Consider the following 13,635-nt stretch of genomic DNA (forward strand, 5'->3'; position numbering starts at 1 on the left):
TGGACGAACCGGCAGGTCAGAGAAGGAGGGATTAGGAGGACTTAAAGCTGTGTAGGCGGTTCATAGCAGCGGGCCATAGGCCTGCAACTGCATCGGGTAAGGCTCTTATGGCTTCATCGATACAGTCATTCAGAGCCTGTTGCTCTGACTTGGGTGCCCGACCTAGCACGTATCCGGTAACCTGATCACTACTGCCCGGGTGGCCGATTCCAAGCCGTAAACGGTTGAAACCTTTTTCATTGCCAAGTTTGCTGATGATATCCCGAAGACCATTATGGCCGCCATGACCTCCGCCCTGTTTAAAGCGTGCTGTACCCGGAGGAATATCCAGCTCGTCGTGTGCCACAAGAATGTCACTAGGGGGGATTTTAAAGAAGCTCGCAACAGCAATCGTTGATTGTCCGCTACGGTTCATAAAAGTGGTAGGAATCAAAAGATGAAGGTCTCGGCCTTCAAAGCGGGCCTTGGCGTATAGCCCGTGGTACTTCTTATCAGAGCGAAGGGAAACACCGCAGTGTTTCGCCAACGCTTCGACAAACCAGGCTCCAGCATTGTGGCGGGTTTGCTCGTACTCGGCACCAGGATTACCTAGACCGACTATTAGCTGAATTCCTTCACTCATACCAGAACCTCGTTAGAAACAGGGCTTAAGGATTACTCCTCGCCTGCCTCTTCTTCAGCAGCTGCGCCTTTAGGCGCAACAACAGATACAACACCATCATTGTGGTCAGCACCTTTAGACAGAGCAACAATCTCAACACCCGCAGGAAGGGTCAGATCAGACAAGTGAATTGTTTGACCTTTTCCTAAGTCGGTTACATCAACGTTAATTGACTCAGGCATCTGGCTAGGCAATGCACTGATTTCAACTTCTGTTAGTAGACGCATTAATGCGCCGCCTTCTACTTTAACGCCCTTACAAGCCGCTTCGTTTGCGAAATGAACAGGAATGTTAATGCTCACTTTGCAAGACTCGTCAACGCGCAAGAAGTCAGCGTGTAGAATAACGTCTTTGAACGGGTGACGTTGAAGATCTTTCAGGATAACTTTCTCGTTATCTGCGCCTTCAATGTTTAGTTCAATGATGTGCGTGTAGAAACCTTCGTTTTCTAGCTTCTTGAATAGCTCGCGCATTTCAAGGCTTAGAGATACAGGCTCTTTGCCTAGGCCGTAAACAATCGCTGGAGTACTAGCTTCCAGACGACGCAGGCGGCGGCTCGCACCTTTCCCCTTGTCGCTGCGTACTACAGCGTTAAGCGTAAAATCAGTCATGATTATTTCCTCAGGTTTACATAAAGATAGTACAGGCTTCCGCGACCAGAAACCTGTACCCAGTTAAAAACGAATCTTAAATTCTTGTGTCAGACCTGTTTCAATTAGCGAAACATGGCGCTGATCGATTCCTCATTGCTAACACGGCGTACTGCCTCAGCTAACAGACCGGAAAGCGTTAATTGGCGGATTTTACCGCACTTTATCGCTGCTTCAGTCAGAGGAATAGTGTCTGTGATGATAAGTTCATCCAGAACAGAATTACGAACATTATCGATGGCTGGGCCAGACAATACAGGATGTGTGGCGTAGGCAACAACACGTTTTGCACCGTGAGCTTTAAGGGCTTCAGCGGCTTTGCATAGTGTGCCGGCAGTATCCACCATATCATCGACTAGAATGCAGGTACGGTCTTGTACATCACCGATAATATGCATAACTTGGGCTTCGTTCGCTTGAGGGCGACGCTTGTCGATAATGGCAAGGTCGGCATCATTCAGTTGCTTAGCGATTGCACGGGCACGTACAACACCACCAACATCAGGGGAAACAACAACCAAGTCTTCGTAGTTTTGGCGCTCAATATCATCCAGCAGGATAGGAGAGCCGTATACGTTATCCACAGGCACATCAAAAAAGCCTTGGATCTGGTCGGCATGCAGGTCGACAGTCAACACGCGGTCAACACCGACAGCAACGATCATATCAGCCACTACTTTCGCACTAATAGGAACACGGGAAGAGCGAACACGGCGATCCTGACGAGCATAGCCATAATAAGGTATAACAGCGGTGATACGCTGAGCAGATGCACGACGCAGTGCATCAACCATCAGGATAAGTTCCATCAGGTTATCATTAGTAGGTACACAGGTAGACTGGATAACGAAGACGTCTTTACCACGAACATTTTCGTTAATTTCGACAGCCATTTCGCCGTCACTGAATTGACCAACCGTGGCATCGCCTAGACGAATGTCTAAACAATCAACAACTTTTCGGGCTAACTGGGGGTTTGCATTCCCCGTGAACACCATTAATTTTGACACGTGTAACTACCTTTGGATTCAGTCTGACGGGAGTAAATGCGGGCCTAATTATACAACATGGGTTGTTATAATTAGAAAACAGAATCAGAAAACAGAAATGGCTGGGGTACCAGGATTCGAACCTGGGAGTGCCGATACCAAAAACCGGTGCCTTACCGCTTGGCTATACCCCAACTGTTATACCGACTAGATGGCTAATGCTTTATGTAGTGGAGAAATGTTCTTCCCCCAAGCTACAAAGCCAAGCCAGTTTTCCGGTAACGCTTCTAAAGCAGCGCGAGCTGATTTTTCATCGTTAAAACCTGTAAAAACACAGGCTCCGGTTCCGGTCATCTGCGCTTTGCCATATTGATTGAGCCAGTCGATTGCCTCAGCAACCTCTTTATAAGCTACTTTAGCGATTGGCTCGCAGTCGTTATGGCCGCCCTGATCAAGTGCGCGCGTAATTGTCATGATTTCGGTATCTCTTGTCAATTCAGGATGCGAAAAAATTTCTTGAGTTTTGATATGACAATCGGGAAAAATAACCAAATAACAGTGCTCAACTGGCTCAATAGGGGTCAGTTTTTCACCAATACCCTCCGCCCAAGCGGCAAATCCTCGGATAAAAACAGGCACGTCAGCGCCCAGTTTTAAGCCCAAATCCGCTAGCTCATCTAATGTGCAGCCCAGCTGCCATAGGTAATTCAGACCGAGTAGTGCTGTTGCGGCATCAGAGCTACCACCACCTAGGCCGCCACCCATCGGAATATTTTTTTCTAGCGTAATCTCAATATCAGCCAATTGAATATTTGAAGGCTTATCGATTTCAATATTTTTTTTAGGGGCACGATTTTTTTTAGGATCACGGGCTAATTTTTCAAGATGGTAAGCTAACAGCTGTTTCCCTGCTTTAATAATCAAGTTATCCGCTTGATCAACCCCTGCAATCTGTGACGATAACGTGAGCTGTGGCGTTGTGCTTGTTGTGTTGCCCATTTGAAAACTCAATTGATCGCAAAAATCTAGAAACTGAAACTGAGTTTGCAGCAGATGATAGCCATCTGGCCGCTGGCCAACGATGTGTAGCATAAGATTAAGTTTTGCGGGAGCCGGTAATTTTAGCATAGCGTATTTTATTATCTGGATGGACTGCGTTAATGAACTTGATTGTTGGGCTTAATTGATAGCGCTAGTTGAGCAACCGCTTGTTAAGGCGTTAATAGCTGCCATTGATTAATGATAAGAGTGAGCTCTAACGAGCCTTTTTTAACCTTCATACGCCCTGGTAGCTGATTAATGATTGCTTGCTGGTTATCCTCTTCTAAGTGGCTCTCAGCTATTTTTTGAGGCGCGTAACGGTCGTAATGGATATCCCAGCCATCCTGTTGCAGTCGAGCCAACTGTTGTTCTGGGTTTAATGCCGAGGTATAGCTGCTATCGGGTGCCGGTAGTGTACGCACCCAGTAAAGCAGGCGGCTTAAGGGTAGATCCCAGCCAAAGTGATTATGAAGTAAGCTTTCTGGGGAACTGTCCACAAAGCTGCCTCTGTCTGGTAGTGTTAGCACCACCTGATAGGGGGTTCCCTCAAGGCTCGCGCCGGTTTGCCCAAAGGGGCCGCTTAAGGTCAGTGTGTAGTTGTCACCATTTTGCTGCCATTGAATATTGGCGCTATCAGAGCTTTCAGTGGTTTTTAGTCGAATTTTTCCGAAAAGTTGCCAATGGGTCATCTGGGATAGGATGCGGGTGTGCTTATCCATATAGGGAGCGCTAGCCTGATGTAGCTGTTGATCTGATGCGCAGCCTGAGAGAAATACCAGTGCAATAAAAAAAGCTAACGGTAATCGAGGGCGAAAGCCGGTAAAACCCCATTTTTTTAGATGATAAATATTCAAAGCTAACCTCATTGCGTGCCTACTTTACGATTATCGCTGTCGGCTTTTATTTTAAGTTCTGGATATCGCTGTTCGAGCTGGTTCAACAGTTTATGGTCAGGGAAGAGTTGGCGTGCTTCAAGAAGCAGGGCACTTGCTTCTTCTTTTTGATTCGAGACCCAATATACTTCTGCTAAGTGAGCGGCTACTTCAGGGTCTTGCAGTTGCTCATAGGCTTGGCGAAGAAATAGAAGAGACTCATTATACTGCCCTAACTTAAAGTAAACCCAGCCTAGGCTGTCGATAATGGCGGGGTCACCTGGTTTTAATGCCGCGGCCTTACGGATCAGCAATAACGCCTCTGAATAGCGATCGCTAAATTCCGTTAAGGTATAGCCTAAGGTGTTTAACACCATGGCATTGTTGGGTTCACGGCTGAGAATCTCTTGCAGGTCTTGCTCCATGCTGGCGATATCGCCCTGTAATAGGGATAGCATGGCACGGCTGTACAGTAGCTCGTAATCACTGCCTTCAGACTGAATGGCATCGCTAAGCACCTGATAGGCTTTATTGGTTTGGCCTAAAGACTGCAGTAGCTCACTTTCAATTAAGAACAGCCTGACGCGATACTCCGGTAAAGTAAGGCGCATTGTTGCAAGATGTGTTCTTGCGCCTAAAACATCACCTTGTTCGATAAGAAGTTTTGCCGCTCTAGCATGGGATTGAATGAAGTCCTTGCTTCCTTTAACCGCTTGATAATGCTCAATGGCAAGGTCGATATTCCCTTCCTGTTCTTCTAAGCGACCCAGATAATAATGGGCGGTATCTTTTTCTTGGCCTTGGGTTATAAGCTTTTGCAACTCTTGCTCTGCCTGTTGTGTTAGGCCATTTTCCATCAAGATAAGCGCAAGGGAGAGCGTCAGCTGGCCGTTCTCTGGGTGGCTACTTGCCATTTGTGCAAATACGGTTTGTGCTTGATCAATATCGCCTTCTTTGACCAAGGTGCGAGCTAATGCGAGTTGTAGTCTAAGGTTGTCTGGTTGTTGTTTAACGGCTGTTTTCAAAACGGCAACCCCAGCGCTAGGCCCATCTTGGCTAATGGCTAGATCGGCTTTAAGTAAGATACTGCGCACATTTAATGGTGCAATAGACAGTGAGGTTTCAACGGCTTCCTGAGCGTCTGTTAGCTGATTGCCAAAATAAAGTAGCTGAGCCGAGGCCGTTAGCAAATCTGGCTTATTGGGCTGTGCTGCGCGAAGTTCGTTCAAGGCGATGAGTAGTTCGTCTCGGGTATACTCATCGCTTTGAATACTCTGGGCGGCTAGGTAGCTAAAGTGTGTTTCTTCACCCATTGCCAGCAGCTCTTTTTGGTATTCAAATGCTTCTAGAAAATCACCTTGCTGGATCAAAATCGTACTGCTGATTCGACGGGATTCAATGTTGTCAGGGTCCGCATCACTCCAGATGGCGGCGGCATCTAGCGTGGCTTGATTATCGCCTGCGTATTGTGCGATATAGGTGGCGCGGCGGGCCAGCTCAGGATTGCTAAGACGGGCAGATTGTTCAAGATACAGCTGTAATGCAAGGTCTACTTGGTTACGTTGTCCTGCTATTTCTGCAGCTAAAAGCTCGCTAACCGCTTCACCATCAAGGCCGCTTAATGGCGTATAAATACGAGGGTGTGTTGATACTGCCCCTTGTTGAAAATTTTGAGACGGTGACACGGAGGGTTGTTGATCAGATTGACTGACAGTTTGGCAGCCTGACAACAAGAACGCAGGTAAAATAAGGCCGCACCCTAATAGTCTTTTTGATTGTTGAAAAACGGACATGCCACGCATTGAGTCATCCTGAAACGGGTAATAATAAGACGGTGCGAAAAGTTGGCAAACGCACAAATTAAGTTGGCATAAAGGGAATGCCTTTTAAGTGTCGATACTATTTAAGTCTTGTCGATACTATTGATCTATACGATCTATAACGGAAAGCTTAGATCTACAGCGGAAAGCTTAACCCGTTGCTCTGATAGAAAAAACCGCCTTTTTTAATCAGGCGGTTTTTCTAAGTGAATAACGGTGGCTGTTAAGGGCTATTTTGTTTAGCGCCATTTTGCGATTCACAGCTGTCGCTATGCAGTGTTAGACGGTTTCTGCCGCTTTTTTTAGCCTGATACAGCGCGCTATCTGCTTTATGTAGCCAAAAATCAAGGCTGTCCTCTGGTTTTACGTGGCGAATGAGTGCACCAATACTAATTGTAAAATGCAACGTACCATGAACCCCTTGAACAGGGTGCTTTGAAACGACTTGACGCAATAGGTCAAGCCTCTGACAAAGCTGCTGATAATCTTGACCTGAGGTCAGCACAATAAATTCTTCACCGCCAAAGCGAACGAGATGGTCTTCTGGGTGGTTAAACTGCTTTTGCATCATATCCGCTAGAGCTTTTAAGCACTGGTCTCCCGTATGATGGCCGTGGTGATCGTTAACCAGCTTAAAGTGATCCGCATCAACCAAGGCAACGGCAAAGAGTCGATGCTGCTGGTAGCACTCTTGGCGGTAATCGCTAAACACTTGGTTTAAGTAATTACGATTACCCAAACCCGTTAGTTCATCGGTAATACTGATATGGGCTAGGCGCTCGTTTGCCTGTTTTAGCTGATTATTTAACGAACCTAGTTTTCGATTCCAATACATCAGCGCGGCAAGCAAGAGTGTTGCGGCAATAGCCAACTGCCATAGACGACTATAGTCGACACTTTGTTCCAATTTTACCGCTGTCCAATCATTTTCAATCGCTTTTAAATCATCTTTGTTTAAATTGTCCTGTAGCTTCTGCATAAGGCTTAAAAATATAAGTGTATCGGAGGCATCGGTAATGTTAGAGGCATTAGCAATGTCGTAGGTATTAGCAATGTCGTGGGTATTAGGCGAGGTATCAGATGTGTTCGCCGTATTAGAAGCATTAGGTGCAATAGCAATAGAATAGTTGCTATCCATAGGCAGACGGCCTAGTACTCGGACATCTCCCATCCCTTCTTTTTGTAGCAGGTGACTGGTGGTCGCCAAGCCGCCAATAAAGCCATAAAGCTTGCGTTGGCGTACCTGTTGTATACCTGATAATGCATCCGGTACGGGTACTAGGTTGAGGTCGGGGTAGCGCTGTTCTAGTAACTCAATCAGAGCGCTGTCTTGGCTTATACCGATCGACCTTTGGCTAAGCTCATTAATATGGTCGATAAACGGAGCGTCAATGGCTCCAATAATAACATTGGCCGCGTTATGCCACGGGGTAGTGAACTGTAGTTTATCTTGATTTTTGTGTGTTTCTATCGCCATTGGAATGAGATCGCATTGACCCTCTTTTAGGGCGGATAAACTTTCAGCCCAGCTGGAGGTAGGGTAAAGCTGAAACTGGATATCTTGCTGTTTTTGCAATCGAGTTAAAAAGCTTGCGGACATGCCTTCATGATTGTTTTGCCAATCAAGTTGCTCTAAAGGAAAGCGCGAAGGATGAATACAGTAGCGCAGGGTGTTGTTCTTAGTCAGTAGGTAGCTTTTTTCTTTAGGGCTTAGGTTGAGGCTAGGCTGTTCTTCTGAGCTAGCTTTAGCCCCTAGCCAGCGGTTTTCTATCAAGCGTTTTTCGGTCATGGATATGCTTTGTAAGGCTTGATTCAAAATATCACGTAGAGGTGCTAATTCAGGTTGTAAGCCAAGGCGTAAATCCTCACCAATTAACCCCGGTAACTCTAATTCACCGGCAACCCAGATATCCGTTAGCCCCAGCTCTCGAACCCAATGATTACCATTAGGCAGCGCTGCTAAAACCACATCGACCTGATTGTGAGCAAGCGCTTTAAATAAAGATGCCTGATCGGTAAAGCTGATAATTTGATCGCCAAAGAGTTTTTTAAGTGTTTTCTCATAAAACACCCCTTTACCCACGGCGATGCGTAAGCCCGATAGGTCTGAGGGCTTGTTCAGTCGGAAGCTGGCATCATGGGTAAACGCAACATTGGGGATTCGATGGTAAGCCTGAGTAAATAACGTGAATGCTCGGCGCTCTGGAAGATCAGAGATATTGGCAATAATATCAATATCACCCTGCTTAAAGAGCTGAAAGAGATTGGTCCATTGGCCGCTAACCGGTACAAATTCCACATCGGTTATATCCTGTAAGCGATAGAGAATATCCACGCTTAACCCCTGCACTTTTCCGGCTTCAGAAAAGCTAAAAGGCGCATAGTCGCGCATCAAGCCGACTCTTAGCGGTGGCAGTTGCTTAAGATAGGTACTCTGCTTTTGACTCAATTTTAAGCTTTCAGCGTGAATCGGGAATTGCCCGCCATGTTTCATCCAGCGTTCATTAAGCTGCTCAAGCCACGGCTTAGGTAATGCCTTTAGGCCGTTGTTGAGTAGGTTAAACAACTCTGGTCGGCTTTTAAGTGTTCCAATGCGGAAGTCTTCAATCTCTAGGCCGTTTAACGGGGCCGCTGTGTTCGTTTCCAGCTGGAAAAAGCCATCCCGCTGCGCCATATAGTTAAGGGTGATCTCAGGCCCAATAATCCCATCGACCCAGCCAAACGCCAACGCTTGAACAAGATTAGGAAGTAGGTCGTACTCGGTAACATTAACCCCTCGGGCAACGAGATAATCACGGTAGTAGATATCGCGCATAATACCGACTCGATAGGGTTTTAACTCATCAAGTTGTTCTATTTTGGGCAATGGATTGCTGCTGTTGTGCATAATAACGGTTTGGCGCAAATGGTAGGGCTGGGTGAACAGGATTTTCTCCGCGCGATCTTCCCGCCAAGAGATCTCATCAATGGCGTCTAGCTCACCCCGTAAAAAAGCAGAGTAAATATCCGGCCAGCTACCCACACGATAGTCAAAACGGATATCGAGGGTTTCACTTAGCTTGTTAAGCACATCAATCGAAAAACCTTTAGCGATACGGCCATTGGCCGTTGAGTAGGGCTCATTATCAGAAACCACGCCAATAGTGATACTCAAAGGTGTCGATAAAGATGCTGCTGAAGCCGTCGCCGCAGAGGCGGTGCTAAAAATAGAGCCGAGGATGATGCCGAGCGTGATATAGAAAAATAGCAGAAAATTAGCACGTTGTTGCCAGAAAAAAAACTGTTGAATAAAACTGCATCTTGCCATAAAGCACCTGCATCAAGCGTGTTGGCTATTGTTGTTAAACGCTAAAATAGATTTGGAGTGAATTGAAATTGAACAGGCATAGTGCAATGGCTTTTGGGCCAGTACAAGTAAACTTTAAACGACGATAATCTAAGATAATAGTCTTAATGCTTAAAAACGCCTTACCTTCCATGTGGTTGGAGTGCCACCGCGAATACTCTTGTGCTATTATGCCCAGCCTCAGAAATGCTGGAATGGTTACAGATTATATCTTATGAGCCTGCTTGCCTTTGGAATCAATCACAAAACTGCCCCCGTGGAAATCCGTGAACGGGTAGCTTTTACTCCTGAACAACTGGATGGAGCATTCCAGCAATTAAAGCAGCACCCGCTGATTAGCGAAGTGACGGTGGTTTCAACCTGTAACCGCACTGAGCTGTATTGTGTTGTTGAAGGTGAGGAGCACGATCAGGAACAAACCCCCGTTCTTGAATGGATAAGCCAGTTTCACAGCTTAAGCTTGTCCGATTTAGCCCGTTACAGCTATCAATATGCCAACGAAGACGCCGCTCGACACCTAATGCGTGTTTCCTGTGGTTTAGACTCCATGGTATTGGGCGAACCTCAGATCCTAGGCCAAATTAAAGATGCCTACCTGAATGCTCAAGATCAAGGCCTTGTGGGCCGAGAGCTAAACCAACTATTTCAGCAAACCTTTGCCGTGGCGAAACAAGTTCGTACTCAAACCGCTATTGGTGAAAACCCCGTCTCTGTTGCTTATGCAGCCGTTAGTATGGCTCAGCGTATTTTTACCGATTTGAGTAAAAGCCGTGCTCTCTTGATTGGTGCTGGTGAAACGATCGAATTGGTTGCCCGCCATCTGCGTAATGCGGGCGTGACGAATATGGTCGTTGCCAATCGGACATTAAGCCGTGCCCAGGCACTGGCCGAAGAGTTTAATGGTGAAGCGGTAGTATTAAGTGAGATACCTCATCAGTTAGAAAAATCGGATATCGTTATCGCGTCAACCGCCAGTCAGCTGCCTATTTTAGGTAAAGGTGCCGTTGAGCGGGCGTTAAAAGTGCGCAAACACAAGCCGATATTTATGGTCGATATTGCGGTACCCCGGGATATTGAGCCGCAAGTAGGTGAGCTTGATGATGTGTATCTTTACAGTGTCGATGACTTAAAAGAAGTTATCGAAGAGAATATGCGCAGCCGCCAAGAAGCGGCAGAGCAAGCGGAACAGATAGTGCTAACCGGTGTTGGCCACTTTATGCAATCCCGTCGAGAACGGGGCGCAGGCCAGTTAATTGGTCATTTGCGTCAACAAGTTGAATGTGTTCGGGCAAGCGAGCTAGAAAAAGCACTGCAACAGCTGCAAAAAGGCCAAAACCCTGAAGAAGTACTTAAGCGCTTCTCGCAATCATTGACGAATAAAGTGCTGCATGAACCCATGGTTCAATTACGCCAAGCGTCTGCGGATAACCGTCATGATTTACTCAACTCTGCCCGAACCCTGTTTGCTTTGGATTAGCGACGCTCATCCGCTTCTAGGCTCTCAACCGCTTCTCGTTAGCCCTAAAAAGGCTAGGCGCTCCTAAACGTAAACGAATTGCTTATCATACCCCCTGCTGGGAAGAGAAAAATGAAACCATCCATCCATGCGAAACTCGATCTGCTGAAAGATCGCTTTGAAGAGCTGCAGGCTCTATTAAGTGATGCTGAAGTGATCTCCGATCAGAAAAAATTCCGTAGCTACTCGCAAGAATACTCTGAGCTTGAAGGCGTTGTTGAAACGTTCAGTGAGTATGAGCAAGTGCAAAGCGATATGTCAGAAGCTGAAGCCATGTTACACGATGGTGATCTTGATATGCGCGAGATGGCTCGGGAAGAGATTGAAGCCGGTAAAGATGAATTAGAGCGCCTAGAGCTTGAACTGCAAAAGCAGCTATTACCGAAAGATCCTAACGATGAGCGCAACGTTTTCTTAGAAGTTCGCGCAGGCACAGGCGGCGATGAAGCCGCTATTTTTGCCGGTGATCTATTCCGCATGTACTCACGCTTTGCTGAGAAGCAGCGCTGGAAAGTGGAAGTGATCAGCGAAAACGAAGGTGAACACGGCGGCTATAAAGAGATTATTACCCGTATCTCTGGTGATCGTGTTTATTCCCAGCTGAAGTTTGAATCCGGTGCTCACCGTGTACAACGGGTACCTGCCACAGAATCCCAAGGCCGCATCCATACTTCAGCCTGTACAGTTGCGGTAATGGCTGAAGCCGATGCGGTGGGTGATATTGATATTAACCCTTCAGATCTACGTATTGATACCTTCCGTTCATCCGGTGCCGGTGGTCAGCACGTTAACACCACGGACTCTGCTATCCGTATTACTCACTTACCAACCGGCACTGTCGTGGAGTGTCAGGATGAGCGTTCGCAGCATAAAAACAAAGCTAAGGCGATGTCACTGCTGGTATCCCGTATCCAACAAGCCGCCGATGATAAAGCCGCCAAAGAGCAATCTGATGCCCGTCGTAGTTTGGTGGGTAGTGGTGATCGCTCGGAGCGTATCCGCACTTATAACTATCCGCAGGGCCGTGTGACTGACCACCGTATCAACCTAACCTTGTACAAGCTGGATGAAGTGATGGAAGGTGCTCTAGCTGAGATTATTGCTCCGTTGGTTTCTGAACATCAAGCAGATCAATTGGCCGCGTTGAGCGACTAGATTAATGATGCCGGATGCTCCAGATAAAAAAAATGATCAAAGCGTACAAGCCGCTTTAGGCTGGGCAATAGAACAGCTTAAAGACAGTAGTGCCACTGGGCGATTGGATGCGGATTGCTTGCTGGCTGATTTGCTGGATAAAAACCGAACCTGGCTGTTTACTTGGCCGGATCATATGTTAACAGCAGAGCAGTGGCAGGCTTTTCAAACTGTGGTCGCACGGCGTAGAAAAGGTGAGCCTGTGGCTTATCTTCTGGGGTATCGTGAGTTTTGGGGCTTAAACCTAAAGGTTAGCCCTGACACGTTAATTCCTCGACCCGATACGGAAGATCTTGTCGCCAAGGCTCTAGCCCTGTTACCGGATCAACCGGCGACCGTGGCGGATCTTGGTACAGGAACCGGCGCTATTGCCTTGGCGTTGGCCTCTGAACGGTCTAATTGGCAGGTTACCGCCTGTGACTTTAACGCTGGCGCTGTAGCCTTAGCAGAGGAAAATCGGCAGTTGCTCGGCTTTGATCATGTACGGGTGATACCATCTGATTGGTGTCAGGCCCTTGAAGCGGATTATTATGATCTGATCGTCAGCAATCCCCCTTATATTGAAGAGAATGACCCTCACCTAACTCAAGGGGACGTTCGCTTTGAACCTTTAAGCGCTCTCACATCAGGCCAAGACGGCTTAGATGACATTCGTTTGATTACCGAGCAAGCCAAGCGTTGCTTAAAAAAAACAGGGGCATGGCTTCTTTTTGAGCACGGTTATAATCAAGGTGATGCGGTAAGGCGTGTGATGAGTGATGCCGGTTATACTGAGGTGAAAACCTATCCTGATCTTGCCGGTATTGACCGCATAACGCTGGGTTGTTTTTCGTTAAATAAAGGCAATTCAGTATAAAAGACTGGTCTTACCCCATACCTATAGGGATAAAGTCTAAGTCATTTGTCGTACTAGGGTCTTGAATTGTGTGGCCTCTTGGCGATAAGCTCTAATCAGCAATAATTGCTGGAAGACCGATAATAACTAGCAAAACCTTCTGATTATTGAGATATAGTTGCCCCTATGAAAGCTTCTAAACCGCGCGCATTAGACCGTATCGACCTAAAAATATTGGCCTGTTTGCAAGAAAACGCTCGAATTTCCTATGTTGACTTAGCCAATCAGGTTGGCCTTTCCACAACCCCTTGCCTTGAACGTGTTAAGCGCTTAGAGAGAAATGGCGTTATTAAAGGCTACAAGGCTTTACTCAACCCTAAGTACCTACGAGCTAATCTTTTAGTCTTTGTTGAGATTAGTTAGAAACCCAATCATCCGCGGTATTTGATGAGTTTCGTCGAGCTGTTTCTAAGCAGCCGCAAATTCAGGAATGTCATTTGGTTTCCGGCCAATTTGATTACATTCTAAAATGTCGTATCCCTGAAATGTCCGCCTACCGTCAGTTATTAGAAGATGTGGTGCTGACCCTGCCGGGTGTAAAAGAATCAAAAAGTTACGTGGTTATGGAAGAAGTTAAAGAAGATGCTTCTATCTATGTACCCGAACTCAATGAATTTGATGAGCACCAACTCACCTAGCTTTATAGGAAGC

General features: G+C 46.7%; 10 protein-coding genes, 1 tRNA gene and 1 pseudogene. 4 read left to right on the forward strand and 8 right to left on the reverse strand.

From position 1 onward, the window contains the following. Nucleotides 1-31: 31 nt before the first annotated feature. From pth to G517_RS17585, 8 genes are all read right to left on the reverse strand, one after another. Nucleotides 32-622 (reverse strand): aminoacyl-tRNA hydrolase, encoded by a 591-nt coding sequence (gene pth / locus G517_RS0103260; protein ID WP_028303211.1) that lies wholly within the window; start codon nt 620-622, stop codon nt 32-34. Between the two features lie 32 nt (nt 623-654). After that, complete coding sequence (locus G517_RS0103265; RefSeq protein ID WP_028303212.1) at nt 655-1,272, reverse strand: 50S ribosomal protein L25/general stress protein Ctc; 618 nt, start codon at nt 1,270-1,272, stop codon at nt 655-657. 104 nt (nt 1,273-1,376) lie between these two features. After that, nucleotides 1,377-2,321 carry a ribose-phosphate pyrophosphokinase gene (locus tag G517_RS0103270; RefSeq protein ID WP_028303213.1) on the reverse strand — a complete coding sequence of 315 codons (945 nt, stop codon included), beginning with the start codon at nt 2,319-2,321 and terminating at the stop codon, nt 1,377-1,379. A 98-nt stretch (nt 2,322-2,419) separates the two neighbouring features. After that, nucleotides 2,420-2,494, reverse strand: a tRNA-Gln gene (locus tag G517_RS0103275). A 13-nt stretch (nt 2,495-2,507) separates the two neighbouring features. Then, nucleotides 2,508-3,428: a 4-(cytidine 5'-diphospho)-2-C-methyl-D-erythritol kinase gene (gene ispE, locus G517_RS0103280; RefSeq protein ID WP_028303214.1), complete on the reverse strand. Its 921-nt coding sequence runs from the start codon at nt 3,426-3,428 to the stop codon at nt 2,508-2,510. 83 nt (nt 3,429-3,511) lie between these two features. Further along, complete coding sequence (gene lolB / locus G517_RS0103285) at nt 3,512-4,195, reverse strand: lipoprotein insertase outer membrane protein LolB (RefSeq protein ID WP_157833139.1); 684 nt, start codon at nt 4,193-4,195, stop codon at nt 3,512-3,514. Nucleotides 4,196-4,203: 8 nt separating this feature from the next. After that, complete coding sequence (locus G517_RS0103290; protein WP_028303216.1) at nt 4,204-6,015, reverse strand: tetratricopeptide repeat protein; 1,812 nt, start codon at nt 6,013-6,015, stop codon at nt 4,204-4,206. A gap of 241 nt (nt 6,016-6,256) precedes the next feature. Continuing rightward, entirely contained in the window at nt 6,257-9,340 is a 3,084-nt protein-coding gene (locus G517_RS17585) for a transporter substrate-binding domain-containing protein (protein ID WP_051205969.1), read from the reverse strand. Between the two features lie 253 nt (nt 9,341-9,593). On the opposite strand from G517_RS17585, the gene hemA reads away from it, so the two are divergent. From hemA to G517_RS17590, 4 genes and pseudogenes are all read left to right on the forward strand, one after another. Beyond that, nucleotides 9,594-10,856, forward strand: a complete 1,263-nt coding sequence (gene hemA, locus G517_RS0103300; protein ID WP_028303217.1) for a glutamyl-tRNA reductase — start codon at nt 9,594-9,596, stop codon at nt 10,854-10,856. 111 nt (nt 10,857-10,967) lie between these two features. Next, nucleotides 10,968-12,050: a peptide chain release factor 1 gene (gene prfA, locus G517_RS0103305; RefSeq protein WP_028303218.1), complete on the forward strand. Its 1,083-nt coding sequence runs from the start codon at nt 10,968-10,970 to the stop codon at nt 12,048-12,050. Between the two features lie 4 nt (nt 12,051-12,054). Then, nucleotides 12,055-12,945 carry a peptide chain release factor N(5)-glutamine methyltransferase gene (gene prmC, locus G517_RS0103310; protein WP_245543184.1) on the forward strand — a complete coding sequence of 297 codons (891 nt, stop codon included), beginning with the start codon at nt 12,055-12,057 and terminating at the stop codon, nt 12,943-12,945. A 165-nt stretch (nt 12,946-13,110) separates the two neighbouring features. Further along, a pseudogene (locus G517_RS17590) lies at nt 13,111-13,622 on the forward strand (winged helix-turn-helix transcriptional regulator). Nucleotides 13,623-13,635: the final 13 nt, after the last annotated feature.

The organism is Oceanospirillum maris DSM 6286, from assembly GCF_000422865.1.
Taxonomy (GTDB): Bacteria; Pseudomonadota; Gammaproteobacteria; order Pseudomonadales; family Halomonadaceae; genus Oceanospirillum; species Oceanospirillum maris.